The 14,469-nt window shown below is 67.7% G+C and carries 15 protein-coding genes; 13 read left to right on the plus strand and 2 right to left on the minus strand.

The features are described 5' to 3' along the window. Window position 1: 1 nt before the first annotated feature. The 9 genes from ACNFH5_RS21210 (at window position 2) to ACNFH5_RS21250 (ending at window position 9,116) form a co-directional block, all read left to right on the plus strand. Window positions 2–1,063 carry an acyl-CoA dehydrogenase family protein gene (locus tag ACNFH5_RS21210; protein WP_416749332.1) on the plus strand — a complete coding sequence of 354 codons (1,062 nt, stop codon included), beginning with the start codon at window positions 2–4 and terminating at the stop codon, window positions 1,061–1,063. Between the two features lie 10 nt (window positions 1,064–1,073). Then, window positions 1,074–2,222, plus strand: a complete 1,149-nt coding sequence (locus ACNFH5_RS21215; RefSeq protein ID WP_416749334.1) for an acetyl-CoA C-acetyltransferase — start codon at window positions 1,074–1,076, stop codon at window positions 2,220–2,222. 148 nt (window positions 2,223–2,370) lie between these two features. Further along, window positions 2,371–3,246 carry an SDR family oxidoreductase gene (locus ACNFH5_RS21220; RefSeq protein WP_416749336.1) on the plus strand — a complete coding sequence of 292 codons (876 nt, stop codon included), beginning with the start codon at window positions 2,371–2,373 and terminating at the stop codon, window positions 3,244–3,246. Window positions 3,247–3,791: 545 nt separating this feature from the next. Beyond that, window positions 3,792–4,958 carry an acyl-CoA dehydrogenase family protein gene (locus tag ACNFH5_RS21225; RefSeq protein ID WP_416749338.1) on the plus strand — a complete coding sequence of 389 codons (1,167 nt, stop codon included), beginning with the start codon at window positions 3,792–3,794 and terminating at the stop codon, window positions 4,956–4,958. Beyond that, entirely contained in the window at window positions 4,955–6,148 is a 1,194-nt protein-coding gene (locus ACNFH5_RS21230; protein WP_416749340.1) for an acyl-CoA dehydrogenase family protein, read from the plus strand. The genes ACNFH5_RS21225 and ACNFH5_RS21230 overlap by 4 nt, the downstream gene beginning before the upstream one ends. A 12-nt stretch (window positions 6,149–6,160) precedes the next feature. Next, the gene (locus ACNFH5_RS21235) at window positions 6,161–6,943 is read left to right on the plus strand and encodes an SDR family oxidoreductase (RefSeq protein ID WP_416749342.1); all 783 of its coding nucleotides are present in this window, start codon (window positions 6,161–6,163) and stop codon (window positions 6,941–6,943) included. Window position 6,944: 1 nt separating this feature from the next. Continuing rightward, window positions 6,945–7,403: a MaoC family dehydratase gene (locus tag ACNFH5_RS21240; protein WP_416749344.1), complete on the plus strand. Its 459-nt coding sequence runs from the start codon at window positions 6,945–6,947 to the stop codon at window positions 7,401–7,403. A 127-nt stretch (window positions 7,404–7,530) separates the two neighbouring features. Continuing rightward, window positions 7,531–8,733 (plus strand): acetyl-CoA C-acyltransferase, encoded by a 1,203-nt coding sequence (locus tag ACNFH5_RS21245; RefSeq protein WP_416749346.1) that lies wholly within the window; start codon window positions 7,531–7,533, stop codon window positions 8,731–8,733. Beyond that, window positions 8,733–9,116, plus strand: coding sequence for a nuclear transport factor 2 family protein (locus tag ACNFH5_RS21250; protein ID WP_416749348.1), 384 nt, complete (start codon window positions 8,733–8,735; stop codon window positions 9,114–9,116). The genes ACNFH5_RS21245 and ACNFH5_RS21250 overlap by 1 nt, the downstream gene beginning before the upstream one ends. 205 nt (window positions 9,117–9,321) lie before the next feature. On the opposite strand, the gene ACNFH5_RS21255 is transcribed toward ACNFH5_RS21250, so the two are convergent. Beyond that, window positions 9,322–9,795 (minus strand): SRPBCC family protein, encoded by a 474-nt coding sequence (locus tag ACNFH5_RS21255; RefSeq protein ID WP_416749349.1) that lies wholly within the window; start codon window positions 9,793–9,795, stop codon window positions 9,322–9,324. A 4-nt stretch (window positions 9,796–9,799) separates the two neighbouring features. Then, window positions 9,800–10,570, minus strand: a complete 771-nt coding sequence (locus tag ACNFH5_RS21260) for an SDR family oxidoreductase (RefSeq protein ID WP_416749351.1) — start codon at window positions 10,568–10,570, stop codon at window positions 9,800–9,802. Window positions 10,571–10,873: 303 nt separating this feature from the next. Between ACNFH5_RS21260 and ACNFH5_RS21265 the strand changes: the two genes are divergently transcribed. From ACNFH5_RS21265 to dmpG, 4 genes are read left to right on the plus strand one after another with little or no spacing between them, the layout of a single operon-like run. Further along, window positions 10,874–11,701: an alpha/beta fold hydrolase gene (locus ACNFH5_RS21265; RefSeq protein ID WP_416749353.1), complete on the plus strand. Its 828-nt coding sequence runs from the start codon at window positions 10,874–10,876 to the stop codon at window positions 11,699–11,701. After that, entirely contained in the window at window positions 11,698–12,489 is a 792-nt protein-coding gene (locus ACNFH5_RS21270) for a fumarylacetoacetate hydrolase family protein (protein WP_416749355.1), read from the plus strand. Before ACNFH5_RS21265 ends, ACNFH5_RS21270 begins: the two co-directional genes overlap by 4 nt. 9 nt (window positions 12,490–12,498) lie before the next feature. Continuing rightward, window positions 12,499–13,407: an acetaldehyde dehydrogenase (acetylating) gene (locus ACNFH5_RS21275; protein ID WP_416749357.1), complete on the plus strand. Its 909-nt coding sequence runs from the start codon at window positions 12,499–12,501 to the stop codon at window positions 13,405–13,407. A gap of 11 nt (window positions 13,408–13,418) precedes the next feature. Continuing rightward, window positions 13,419–14,453 (plus strand): 4-hydroxy-2-oxovalerate aldolase, encoded by a 1,035-nt coding sequence (dmpG, locus tag ACNFH5_RS21280; RefSeq protein ID WP_325438151.1) that lies wholly within the window; start codon window positions 13,419–13,421, stop codon window positions 14,451–14,453. Window positions 14,454–14,469: the final 16 nt, after the last annotated feature.

Below are 14,469 nucleotides of genomic sequence, written 5' to 3' on the forward strand. Positions count from 1 at the left end.
CATGGACTTCACTTTCAACGACGACCAGCTGAGCTTCCACGACAGCGTGCGCGCCTTCCTCACCAACCAGGTGACCCCGGAGCGCCAGCGCGAACTCTGGGCCAGCGAGACCGGGCGCAGTGACGAACTCTGGGCGCAGCTCGCCGAACTGGGCCTGACCGCCCTGAACCTTCCCGAAGCCCATGGCGGGCTGGGCCTGGATGAAACCGACTGGGTGCTGCCGGCGCAGGAGTGCGGCTATGCCGCGCTGGCCGAGCCGCTGCTCGACACCGTTCTGGTCAGTGCGCCGCTGCTAGCTGCAACGGGCGACGAGCACGAAGCGCTGAAGGCCGACTGGCTGGGGCGCATCGCCGCCGGCCAGGCGCGGCTTGCGCTCGGCCATCCGGACAACCTGCTGGTAGCCGACGCCCACGTCGCCGACCTGCTGATCCTCGGTCACCACGACGACATCCACGCCGTCCCGCGCGAGGCCGTGCAGTTGACCCGCAGCCTGGCGCTCGACCCGGCACGCCGCCTGTTCAGCGTGGCCTGGACGCCCAGCGAGGCCACCCGTGTTGCCCGTGGCGAGCAGGCCCGCACCTTGTGGGCAGCGGCCTTCGAGCGCGGTGCGCTGGCTTGCGCCGCCCAACAACTGGGCCTGGCCCGGCGCATGGTCGACCTGGCGGTGGACTACAGCTTCGAGCGCAAGCAGTTCGGCAAGCCGATCGGCAGCTTCCAGGCGGTCAAGCACCTGATGGCCGATGTCGCGGTGCTCATCGAATTCGCCAAGGCGCCGCTGTACCGCGCCGCGCAGTCCCTTGCCGAGGGTCATCCGCAGGCCGCGCTGCACGTCTCCCAGGCGCGCCTGGCCTGCTCGGAAGCTGCGCAACTGGCGGCGAAGAACGCCATCCAGGTACACGGCGCCATGGGTTACACCTGGGAGGTCGACCTGCAGCTGTACATGAAGCGCGCCTGGGCCCTGGACAAGGTCTGGGGCGACCGCAGCCTGCACAAGGCGCGGCTGTGCCAGGCGCTGTTCGGCGGGGCGATCAGCGCCGGCGCCGGCCACACCTTTGCCCGTTGAGGACATACCCATGGCAGAAGCCTACATAGTCGACGCCCTGCGCACGCCCACCGGCAAGCGCAAGGGCGGCCTGGCGCAGATCCACGCCGCTGATCTGGGCGCCCACGTGCTGCGCGAACTGGTGCAGCGCAACGGTATCCCGGATGCGGACTATGACGACGTCATCTTCGGCTGCGTCGACACCATCGGCCCGCTGGCCGGCGATATCGCCCGCACCGCCTGGCTGGCCGCCGGCCTCGACCAGGGCGTGCCCGGCACCACCGTGGACCGCCAGTGCGGTTCCTCGCAGCAGGCCGTGCACTTCGCCGCGCAGGCAGTGATGAGCGGCACCCAGGACGTGGTGATCGCCGGCGGCGTGCAGACCATGACGCAGATTCCGATTTCCTCGGCCATGACTGCCGCCGAGCCGCTGGGCTTCAGTGATCCCTTCAGCGGTTCGATAGGCTGGGTGAAGCGCTACGGTGCCACGCCGCCGAGCCAGTTCCGCTCCGCGCAGATGATCGCCGAGAAGTGGGACATCAGCCGCGAAGCGCTGGAAGCCTATTCGCTGGAATCTCATCGCCGCGCCTTGCGCGCCATCGAAGCGGGCCGCTTCGCCCGCGAAATCGTCCCGCTGGCCGGCCTGCAGCACGACGAGACGCCGCGCCAGACCAGCCTGGCGAAGATGGCCGAGCTGGAAACCCTGTTCGGCTGCGACCGTGTCACGGCGGGCGTTTCCAGCCAGACCTGTGATGCTGCCAGTGCGCTGCTCATCGTCTCCGAGCGCGCACTCAAGCGCTACAACCTGACGCCGCGGGCGCGCATCCACCACCTCAGCGTGCGTGCCGCCGACCCGGTGTGGATGCTCACCGCGCCGATCCCGGCTACCGAGTACGCGCTTAAAAAAGCCGGCATGCGCCTGGACGACATCGACCGGGTAGAGATCAACGAAGCCTTCGCTTCGGTGGTCATGGCCTGGCTGCAGGAAACCGGCTACCCGCATGAGCGCACCAACGTCAACGGCGGCGCCATCGCCCTCGGGCACCCGCTGGGCGCCACCGGCGCGCGGCTGATGACCACGCTGCTCCACGAGCTGGAACGCAGCGGCGGCCGCTATGGCCTGCAGACCATGTGCGAGGGCGGGGGTCAAGCCAACGTCACCATCATCGAACGGCTGTAACGCGACCATTTCCCTGGCCACGAAGCAAGCAGGCCGAACCTCAGGCCACCTCCGCTGCACGGACGGCCCCTATCCCTTCGGAGCGGGGCGCGTAGCCAGGGTTGGGGAGAGGGTGCTCGCTCTGGTACTAAGCTTTCAGGAGAACCCCATGCAAATCTGCAAAGACCGCGTCGTCATCATCACCGGCGCAGGTGGCGGCCTTGGCCGCGCCTACGCCCTGGCCCTGGCGGCCGAGGGCGCTAAAGTGGTGGTCAACGACATCAATCGCGAAGCCGTGACCGGGGTGGTCGCGCTGATCCGCGACCAGGGTGGCGAGGCCATCGGCGACTGCCACGACATCACCGACTACACGGAGGCCGGCGAGATCGTTCGCGCCGCCATCGACGCCTTTGGTGAGCTGCACGCGGTGGTGAACAACGCCGGCATCTGCCGCGACCGGATGTTCGCCAGCCTCACCGAGGCCGACTGGGACGCGGTGATGAGCGTGCACCTCAAGGGGCACTTCTGCATCGCCAGCCACGCCGTCCACCACTGGCGCGACCAGGCCAAGGCGGGCGCGACGGTGCGCGCGCGGATCATCAACACCAGCTCGGGTGCCGGGCTGCAGGGCTCCATTGGCCAATCCAATTACTCGGCGGCCAAGGGCGGCATCGCATCCTTGACCCTGGTGCAGGCCGCCGAGCTGGCGCGCTATGGCATCACCGCCAACGCCCTGGCCCCGGCCGCACGTACCGGCATGACCGAACAGGTGTTCGCCGACGTGATGAAGAAACCGCAGGAGGGCTTCGACCACTTCGCCCCGGAAAACGTCGCGCCGCTGGTGGCCTGGCTGGTCAGCGAGGACTCCCAACAGGTCACCGGCCGCCTGTTCGAAGTGGAAGGCGGCAAGCTGTCCCTTGGCGACGGCTGGCGCCGTGGCCCGGAACGCGACAAGGGCGCGCGCTGGCTGCCGGCGGAGATCGGTGGCGTGGTCAGCGAACTGATCGAGCTCGCCGTGCCGGCGCAGAAGGTGTACGGCACTTGATCGTCTGCTCTTCGTAGGAGCGAGCTTGCTCGCGAACCAGGCTCCGCTGCAGGGGCCATTCGCGAGCAAGCTCGCTCCTACAGGTTCCCAGCCGCTTGATGCCTCACAGGGCAGGATTGCTCCGCTACAGCTGACAGGTCTTTCTCCGTGGAAGAACTGATCGCGCTCGCCGTGCCGGCGCAGAAGGTGTACGGCACTTGATCGCCTGCTCTTCGTAGGAGCGAGCAAGCTCGCTCCTACAGGTTCCCAGCCGCTTAATGCCCCACTGGGCAGGATTGCTCCGCTACAGCTGACAGGTCTTTCTCCGTGGAAGAACTGATCGCGCTCGCCGTGCCGGCGCAGAAGGTGTACGGCACTGAATCGTCTGCTCTTCGTAGGAGCGAGCTTGCTCGCGAACCGGGCCCCGCTGCAGGGCCATTCGCGAGCAAGCTCGCTCCTACAGGTACCCTGGCTCCTCGCGTTTCCTTCCCACGTCCATTCGGACGATTCCCGCCCGAGCATCTCCCGCCAGACTGCGCCCATCCGACACCACAGGGCCGCTTCCCATGGAATTCGCCTTCACCGACGAGCAGCTGATGATCCGCGACAGTGCGGAAGGCTTTCTCGCCGATGCTTTACCCTCCAGTGCCGTACGCGCGGCGATGGCTGCCGGCTGCCATGACCGGGCGCTCTGGCAGCGTATTCGCGATGAGCTTGGCTGGCAGGCGTTGCTGGTACCCGAGGCCCACGGTGGCCTGGGGCTGGGCTTCGTCGAGCTGGCTATCGTCCAGGAGCAACTGGGGCGCCGCCTGGCGTCGTTGCCGTTCTTCGCCAGCACCCTGGCCGTGTGTGCCTTGCGCGTGCTCGGCAACGCGGAGCAGCAGGCCCGCTGGCTGCCCGGCCTGGCCGAAGGCAGCCTCACCGCCGCCCTGGCGCTGGGCGCTGAAGGTGCCCCGGAGGTGAGCGCGGTGCAAATCCAGGCGCGCAAGGAAGGCGAAGGCTTTGTGCTGGAAGGCCGTCTGCGCCCGGTGCTCGATGGCCACAGTGCCGATCTGCTGCTGATCCCCGCGCGCCTCGCCGGTAGCGGGGGCGAGGAGGGCATCTGCCTGTTCGCCGTTCCCGCGATCAGCAGCGGATTGCAGCGCTGCGCCTTGCCGACCCTGGACCAGACCCGGCAGCTCGCGGAGATCGAGCTGCAGCACCTCTATCTCCCCGCCGATGCGTTGCTCGGAACAGCGGGCGCCGCCTGGCCGAAGCTGCAAACCGTTGTGCAATTGGCCGCCATTGCCCTCGCCGCCGAGCAGGTCGGCGGTGCCCAGCAGGCGCTGGACCTGAGCGTCGCCTACACCCGCGAACGCCAGCAGTTCGGTCGCCCGGTGGGCAGCTTCCAGGCGCTCAAGCACCGCATGGCGGACATGATGCTGCAGGTCGAGTGCGCGCGCTCCGCGCTCTACTACGCCGCCTGTGTCGCCCAGCAAGCGCTGGACCTCGAGGGCGATCTGGCACTCGCCGCCGAACTGCCGCTGGCCGCCGCGCTGGCCAAGTCCGGCGCCTCGGAAGCCTTCTTCCATTGCGCTGCCGAGGCGATCCAGCTGCACGGCGGAGTCGGCTTCACCTGGGAGTACGACCCGCACCTGTATTTCAAACGCGCCCGTGCCGGCGAAAGCTTGTTCGGCACGCCGGCCTGGCACCGCGAGCGCATCGCTGCCGCCATCCTGGAGGACCGCCCATGAAGATCGGATTCGACGCCGCCGACGAGGCCTTCCGCGCCGAAGCCGCCCAGTGGCTGGCGGACAACCTGCATGGCGAGTTCGAGTCGCTGCGTTTCCGTGGCGGCCCGGGCGACGAACACAGCTTCCCCGAGGAGCGCAAAGCCTGGGAGCGCAAGCTCGCCGAGGGCGGCTGGACCTGCGTGGGCTGGACGAAGGAGCACGGTGGACGCGGCCTGTCGATCAACCAGCAGGTGATCTTCCACGAGGAATATGCCCGTGCCGGCGGCCCCGGCCGCATGGGGCACATCGGCGAGGGCCTGGCTGGCCCGACCATCGCCGCCTTCGGCACCGACGAGCAAAAACGCCGGTTGCTGCCGGGCATCGTCAACGGCCGGGAGTTCTGGTGCCAGGGCTACTCCGAGCCGGGCGCCGGCTCCGACCTGGCGGCGGTCAAGACCCGCGCCACCTTCGACACCGAGCGCGGCGTCTGGCGCATCAACGGGCAGAAGGTCTGGACCTCGCTGGCCCACGAATCCGACTGGTGCTTCGTCATCGCCCGCAGTGAGCCGGGCAGTGTCGGCCACCACGGCCTTTGCTTCCTGCTGGTGCCGATGCACCAGCCGGGCATCAGCGTAAGGCCGATCGAGCAGCTCACCGGAACTTCCGAATTCAACGAGGTGTTCTTCGACGACGCCGAGACGGCTGCCGAGAACCTGCTCGGCGCACCCGGCGACGGTTGGAGGATCGCCATGGCGCTGCTCGGCTTCGAGCGCGGCGTGTCCACCCTCGGCCAGCAGATGCAGTTCCACAACGAACTGAACGAGATCATCCGCATTGCCCGTGCCAACGGCGCCGCCCGCGACCCGCTGTTGCGCCAGCGTCTGGCTGAGGCCTGGGGCGGGCTCAAGGTGCTGCGCTACAACTCGCTGCGCATGCTCTCCGGCGCGCAGGACGGCAGCCTGCGGCCCGAGGCGCTGATCTACAAGCTGTGCTGGTCCGAGTGGCATGCGCGCCTGGGCAAGCTGGCGATGGACGTGCTCGGCGCCGAGGCGGAAATCCTCGACGGCTCGCCGTATCAGCTCAGCCGACTGCAGGGCCTGTTCCTGTTCAGTCGCTCCGACACCATTTACGGCGGCAGCAACGAGATCCAGCGCAACCTGATCGCCGAGCGTGCGCTCGGCCTGCCCAGAGAACCCAAGGTGCCTCGCTAGGAGATCGCACTCATGCTCAAACCCGAATACGTATCCGGCCGTGGCCTGCTGCGCGGCAAGTCGGTGCTGATCACCGCTGCCGCCGGCGCTGGCATCGGCTTTTCCGCCGCCTTGCGTGCCGCCGAGGAAGGCTGCCGGGCGCTGATGATCAGCGACATCCATGAAGGGCGCCTGAACGAAGCGGTGGAGCGCATCCGCCAGGCCTGCGGACTGCAGGCGGTGTACGGGCAGGTCTGCAACGTCACCAACGAGGAGCAGGTGCGTGCCCTGGTGGCCGCCGCCGAGGAACGTATGGGTGGCGTCGACGTGCTGATCAATAACGCCGGCCTGGGCGGCTCGCGCTCGCTGGTGGAGATGACCGACGAAGAATGGAATCGCGTCCTCGACGTGACGCTCACCGGCACCATGCGCATGACCCGCGCCATGCTGCCGTACATGATGGAGCGCCGCGCCGGCGCCATCGTCAACAACGCCTCGGTGCTCGGCTGGCGTGCGCAGAAGGAGCAGAGCCACTACGCCGCCGCCAAGGCCGGGGTGATGGCGCTGACTCGCTGCGCCGCGCTGGAGGCGGCGGAGCACGGCGTGCGCATCAACGCGGTGAGCCCGAGCATCGCGCTGCACGATTTCCTGCGCAAATCCGCTCCCCAGGAACTGCTGGAAAAGCTCGCGTCCACAGAGGCTTTTGGCCGTGCGGCGGAGGTCTGGGAAATCGCCAATGTGATGATGTTCCTGGCCAGCGACTACAGCTCCTACATGACCGGCGAAGTGCTGTCGGTCTCCAGCCAGAGGGCCTGACATGACGCGTGTCTTCGAGCACCCCGAGCAACTGTTGGCCTGCATTGGCGAAGCCCTCGGCGAGAGCGACTGGATCACTGTCGAGCAGTCGCGCATCGACCAGTTCGCCGAGGCCACCGGCGACCACCAGTGGATTCACGTCGACCCCGTGCGCGCAGCCAGCGGCCCCTACGGCACCTGCATTGCCCACGGTTACCTGACGCTGTCGTTGGTCAACCTGTTCCTGCCGCAGATCATCGAGGTGCGCGGCATTGCCATGGGCGTCAATTACGGCTGCGACCGTGTGCGCTTCCCCAGCGTGGTCAAGGCCGGCGTCCGCGTGCGCGGCCGTGCCGAGCTGGTCGCCGCCGAGGCGGTGAAGGGCGCGGTGCAGGCCACCGTGCGCATCAGCGTCGAGATCGAGGGCGAAGACCGCCCCGGCTGCGTGGTGGACACCATCAGCCGTTACTACCCCGTTTGAAGGACTACCCGGCCTAACCGGCTCTTGTAGGAGCGAGCTTGCTCGCGAACCGGCGTCGCAGCGGGGCTGTTCGCGAGCAAGCTCGCTCCTACAGGGTGCCAACCCAGTACTTCCGAAGGAACCCATCATGAGAGAAGCCGTCATCGTCTCCACCGCCCGCACCGCCATCGGCAAGGCCTTCCGTGGCGCCTTCAACGACACCGAGGCGCCCGCCATGGGCGGCGCAGTGGTGGCCGAAGTGGTGCGCCGCGCCGGCGTCGAGCCGGGCGAGGTGGAGGACGTCATCATCGGCGCCGCCGCGCAGCAGGGCACCCAGGCCTACAACCTTGGCCGTCTCTGCGCCATCGCCGGCGGCCTGCCCTCGAGCGTGGCCGGCATGGCGGTGGAGCGCCAGTGCGCCTCCGGTCTGATGAGCATCGCCATCGCTGCAAAGTCCATCGCCTGTAACGAACTGGACATCGCCGTGGCGGGTGGCCTGGAGTCCATCTCACTGGTGCAGAACAAGCACAAGAACGCCTACCGCAATCAGTCGCAGGCCGTGCTGGCGCGCGACCCGGCGGCCTACATCCCGATGATCGAAACAGCCGAAATCGTGGCGGCGCGCTACGGCATCAGCCGCGAGGCCCAGGACGCCTATTCGCTGCGCAGCCAGCAGCGCACGGCGGCGGCGCAACGCGACGGGCTGTTTGCCAACGAGATTATGCCGATGCGCGCGCAACGCCTGGTGGTGGACAAGGCCACCGGCGAAAGCCGCCACGAAGCCGTGCTGATCGAACGCGACGAATGCAACCGCGTCGACACCAGTCTGGCCAGCCTCGCCGCTCTGGAGCCGGTGTGGCAGGGTGGCCAGTGGAGCGAAGCGGGTAGATTCATCACCGCCGGCAACGCATCCCAACTCTCCGACGGCGCCTCGGCCTCGCTGCTGATGGAGGCCCGCGAGGCCGAGCGCCGCGGTCTACAACCGCTGGGCATCTACCGTGGCCTGGCGGTGGCCGGCTGCAACGCCGACGAGATGGGCATCGGCCCGGTCTTTGCGGTACCCAGGCTGCTCAAGCGTCATGGACTGAAGGTGGACGATATCGGTCTGTGGGAACTCAACGAAGCCTTCGCCTGCCAGGTGCTGTTCTGCCAGGACAAGCTGGGCATCCCCGACGAACGCCTGAACGTCAACGGCGGCGCCATCGCCATCGGCCATCCGTTCGGCATGTCCGGGGCGCGCATGGCTGGCCACGCGCTGCTGGAGGGGCGTCGTCGGGGCGTGCGCTACGTGGTGGTGAGCATGTGCATCGGCGGCGGCATGGGCGCGGCCGCGCTGTTCGAGGTGGCCTGATGGATGCCCAGCTGATCCGCCGGCGCATGGCGCGCTACGTGGAACTGGTGGATGCCGGCGACATCGACGGCATCCTCTCGCTCTACGCCGATGACGCGGTGGTCGAGGACCCGGTGGGCGCCGGGCCTCAGGTGGGAATCGAGGCCATCGCTCGCTTCTACCGCGAGGGGCTCGGCCGCGCCGAAGTCAGCGCCCAGCTCACCGGGCCGGTTCGGGTCACCGGCAACGGTTGCGGCGCCATGCCGTTCCGCATCGACCTGAACTGGAACGGCGCGCCGTGCAGCCTGCATGTGATCGACGTGATGGAGTTCGACGAGCGTGGCCTTATTCGCAGCATGAAGGCGTACTGGGGCGATCTCAACCTGGAGCAGAGGCCGGAGTGAAGGCGGCGTATAACGCGGAGCGTTATACGCCCTACGGTAGGGCGTACAACCGTTTGCGGTTGTACGCCGATGGAGTGAAGCAGGCGACTAGCGTGGAATGTGCGCGCCCTGCGGTGAGGCTCTTCGTAGGAGCGAGCTTGCTCGCGAACAGACTCCGCTGAGGGGCCCAGGTTCGCGAGCAAGCTCGCTCCTACTGGGGGGCGGTTTATCTGCCGGTGAAGTCTGCGTTCTGCGTCTTGCCGGTTTCGTAGAAGGCCTTGAGGTTCACCGCGATCTTCGCCACGGTCCGCCGCAGCGCGCCGGCCAGCAGCCATTCACCCAGGCGCCCGCCACGCAGATCGCCGTCCAGGCTCAGGACCAGTCGGGTGTGCGCATTACCTTCGGGGAGCAGCGCATAGCGGAAACTGGCCTGGCGGAACGGGAAGGGCGGTCCCTGCTCGGCGCGGTGCAGGCGCAGCACCAGGCCCTGGCCTTCGCGCCAATCGACCACGCTTTCATCGAGGAAACCGCGTTTCATGTGTACCCGGCGGCTGGCGCCGAGACCTTCACGCGGGCCGGGGTGGAAGTCGCAGCCGGTCAGGCCCGGCACGTAGTGTGGTGCCAGGCTCAGGTCGCGCAGGCGCGCCCAGGCGGCATCGTGGGGCAGGTCGATGATCAATTCGTGTCGAGCGCTGAGCATGGCGTCATCCCTGTGCCGCGTCGAGGAAGGCGGGGCGTTCGCCGCCGCCGTGCAAGGCAATTTCGGCGCCACTGACATAGGCGGCCAACGGGGAAGCAAGATACAGGCAGGCATCGCCGATATCACCCGGCTCGGCGAGGCGTCCCAGCGGAACCGTGGCGGCTACCCGTTGCAGGCCGTCTTCGTTGCCGTAATGCAGGTGGCTTTGCTCGGTGCGGATCAGCCCGCCGATCACTGCGTTCACCCGGACCTTCGGTGCCCATTCCACCGCCAGCGAGCGACCCAGGTTGAGCAGCCCTGCCTTGGCCGCGCCATAAGCGGCAGTGCCGGGCGATGGGCGGGTAGCGCTGACGCTGCAGATGTTGATGATCGAGCCTCCGTCGGCCTGCTGCTGCATGCGCTGATTGGCCAGCTGACAGAGGTTCAGCGGCGCCAGCAGGTTGAGCCGGACAATGGCTTCGAAGAAACGCGGCGAGGCGTCGGCAGCGTCGGCGTGGGGCGCGCCGCCGGCGTTGTTGACCAGTACGTCCAGCCGACCGTGGCGCTCGTCGATGGCCGCGATCAAGGCTTGCAACTGCTCGAAGTCGCGTACGTCACAAGGGATGAACCAGGCTTCGCGTCCGTCGTGACTAGGCAACTGCTCAGGCGCTTCACGCCCGCAGATCACCACCTCGGCACCCTGTTCCAGGAACCGCTGGCTGATGCCCCGGCCCACGCCCTTGCCGCCGCCAGTGACCAGCACCACCTGGCCGCTGAAATCCATTGCTCTCGTCATGTCCACTCCTCGATGGGGAAGGCTTGCAGCCTAGGCGCGCCGGTCTCTGGCGCCCACGTCCGAAGGGACTAGGGGAGAGCGGACAATATCCAGCACATGTACGGGGCGGCTCTTTTGTAGGAGCGAGCTTGCTCGCGAACCCGCCCAGCGCCGGAGCTGCCGGGAACAGCTGTTCGCGAGCAAGAACTAGGCGTCCCACTCGCTCCTACGAAATGCTCCGGCGGGACCCGTAGTCCTCTCGGACGATGTGTCGCCCGGCCAGGCGCCGAAATAATCCCGGCACATTCCCCCTGGAGCGATGCCATGGCCGTCTTGCCGCAAGGACACTTCGTCACCCTCAACGACGGACTCCGATTGCATTACCTGGACAGCGGCAGCGGCGATGCCGTGCTGTTCATCCATGGCAGCGGCCCCGGCGCCAGCGGCCACAGCAACTTCAAGCTGAACTACCCGGAGTTCGCTACCGCCGGCCACCGCGTGCTGGTGCCGGACCTGCCCGGCTACGGCGCCAGTGACAAGCCAGAAACCGACTACACCCTGGACTTCTTCGTCGATGCCCTGTTCGGCCTGCTCGACGCGCTGGGCATTGCCCGCTGCACCCTGGTGGGCAACTCCCTGGGCGGCGCCATCGCCATCAAGATGGCCCTCGACCATCCGCAACGCATTGCGCGCCTGGTGCTGATGGCGCCCGGCGGGTTGATGGAGAAGGAGCAGTACTACCTGCAGATGGAAGGCATCCAGAAGATGGGCGCCGCCTTCGCCAACGGCGAGCTGAACGATGCCGACGGCATGCGCCGCCTGCTCTCGCTGCAGCTCTTCGATCCCGCGCAGATCAGCGACGAGACGGTCAACGAGCGCGTCGCCGTGGTGCTGGAACAGCCGCGCTGCGTGCTGACCCGCATGCAGGTGCCGAACCTGGCCGGGCGCGTGGCCGAACTGTCCTGCCCGATCCTTGGCTTCTGGGGCATGAACGACAAGTTCTGCCCCGCCAGCGGCGCACAGACACTGATGGACGCCTGCCGCAACATCCGCTTCGTGCTGCTCAGCGAGTGCGGGCACTGGGTGATGGTCGAGCACCGCGCGCTGTTCAATCGCGAAGTGCTGGCCTTCCTCGAGGAGACCGCGGCATGAGCGAGGCTCTCCAGCGGCAGCACGCCGACGAACTCTACGCCGCCCTGGTCGAGGGCCGCACCCTGGCGCCGCTGACCGAGCGCTGGGCGCAGATCGGCATCGAGGACGCCTACCGCATCTCCCAGCACATGCTGCAACGGCGCCTGGCCGACGGCGACGAACTGGTCGGCAAGAAGATCGGCGTCACCTCCGAGGCCGTGCAGCGCATGCTCAACGTGCACCAACCGGACTTCGGCTTCATCACCCGCAGGATGTGGTTCGCCAACGGCGCCGACCTTTCGCTGTCGGAGAACCGCCTGATCCAGCCGCGCGCCGAGGGTGAGATTGCCTTCCGCCTCAAGCGCGACCTCAAGGGGCCGGGCGTCACCGAGGCCGACGTCCTGGAGGCCACCGAATGCGTGATGGCCTGCTTCGAGATCGTCGACTCGCGCATCCACGACTGGAAGATCCGCATCCAGGACACCGTGGCCGACAACGCCTCCTGCGGCGTGTTCGTGCTCGGCGAGGTGGAGCGTGATCCGCGTGAGCTGGACCTGCCCAACCTGCGCATGCGCGTGCGCAAGAACGGCGTGCAGATCAGCGAGGGCCTGGGCTCGGCGGTACAGGGCAACCCGCTCACCGCCGTGGCCTGGCTGGCCAACACCCTGGGCGCCTTCGGCATCCCCTTCAAGGCCGGCGAAATCATCCTTTCCGGATCGCTGGTGCCGCTGGAGCCGGCCAAGGCGGGCGACCGTTTCGAACTGGACATCGACGGCCTGGGCAGCGCCCAGGTGTCCTTCCGTGCATAGGAGTCACCCATGAGCAAGAAACTACGGGCCGCGATTATCGGCCCCGGCAACATCGGCACCGACCTGCTGATGAAGATGCGCCGCTCCGACTGGATCGAACCGGTCTGGATGGTCGGCGTCGACCCATCTTCCGACGGCCTGGCGCGCGCCCGTGACTTCGGCCTGAAGACCACTGCCGACGGCGTCGACGGCCTGCTGCCGCACGTGCTGGACGACGACATCCGCATCGCCTTCGATGCCACCTCCGCCTACGTCCACGCCGAGAACAGCCGCAAGCTCAACGCGCTGGGCGTGATCATGGTCGACCTGACCCCGGCCGCCATCGGCCCATTCTGCGTGCCGCCGGTGAACCTCGCCGAGCACGCCGGCAACCTGGCGATGAACGTCAACATGGTCACCTGCGGCGGCCAGGCCACCATCCCGATGGTGGCGGCGGTCTCGCGGGTACAGCCGGTGGACTATGCCGAGATCGTCGCTACTGTGTCGTCCCGTTCGGTGGGACCGGGCACGCGCAAGAACATCGACGAGTTCACCCGCACCACGTCAGGCGCCATCGAGCAGGTCGGCGGGGCGAAGCAGGGCAAGGCGATCATCGTGATCAACCCGGCCGAGCCGCCGCTGATGATGCGCGACACCATCCACTGCCTGACGGCTGGCACGCCGGACCAGGGCGCCATCCGCGCCTCGGTGCACGAGATGATCCGCGAGGTGCAGCGCTACGTGCCGGGCTACAAGCTGATCAACGGCCCGGTGTTCGAGGGCAACCGCGTCTCGGTGTACCTGGAAGTGGAGGGCCTGGGCGATTACCTGCCCAAGTCCGCCGGCAACCTCGACATCATGACCGCCGCCGGCCTGCGCACCGCCGAGATGTTCGCCGAACAAGCCCACCAGGGCGCCCTGCAATTGCCGGCCCGCTAAGGAGAATGACCATGAACCTGCAAGGTAAGAAGGTCCGCCTGCACGACATGAGCCTGCGCGACGGCATGCATGCCAAGCGCCACCAGATCAGCCTGGAGCAGATGGTGTCCGTGGCCACCGGCCTGGACGAAGCCGGCGTGCCGCTGATCGAGATCACCCACGGCGACGGCCTGGGCGGCGCCTCGGTGAACTACGGCTTCCCGGCCCACACCGACCGCGAGTATTTCGAGGCGGTGATTCCCAGGCTCAAGCAAGCCAAGGTCTCGGCGCTGCTGCTGCCGGGCATCGGCACCGTCGAGCACCTGAAGATGGCGCACGGCTGTGGCGTCTCCACCATCCGTGTGGCGACCCATTGCACCGAAGCGGACGTCTCCGAGCAGCACATCGGCATGTCCCGCGAGATGGGCCTGGACACCGTGGGCTTCCTGATGATGGCGCACATGGTCAGCGCCGAGCAGCTGCTGGAGCAGGCGCGGCTGATGGAAAGCTTCGGCGCCAACTGCATCTACTGCACCGACTCGGCCGGCTACATGCTGCCCGCCGAGGTCAGCCAGAAGATCGGCCTGCTGCGCGCCGAGCTGAAGCCGCAGACCGAGGTCGGTTTCCACGGCCACCACAACCTGGGCATGGCCATCGCCAACTCCCTGGCTGCCATCGAGGCCGGTGCCGCGCGCATCGATGGCTCGGTGGCCGGTCTGGGCGCGGGCGCCGGCAATACGCCGCTGGAAGTCTTCGTCGCCGTGCTCAAACGCATGGGGGTGGATTGCGGGGTCGACCTCTACGGCATCATGGATGTCGCCGAGGACCGTGTGGTGCCGATGATGGACCAGCCGATCCGCCTCGATCGCGACGCGCTGACCCTGGGTTACGCCGGCGTGTACAGCTCCTTCCTGCTGTTCGCCAAGCGCGCCGAGGCCCGTTATGCCATCTCCGCCCGTGACCTGCTGGTGGAACTGGGGCGACGTGGCACCGTGGGCGGCCAGGAAGACATGATCGAGGACCTGGCCCTGACCATGGCGGCAAAGGCCGGGCTACTGCCGACCTGAGGCGAGCCGCGCCGGC

The sequence above is a fragment of the Pseudomonas sp. NY15435 genome (assembly GCF_048068295.1).
Classification (GTDB): Bacteria; Pseudomonadota; Gammaproteobacteria; order Pseudomonadales; family Pseudomonadaceae; genus Pseudomonas.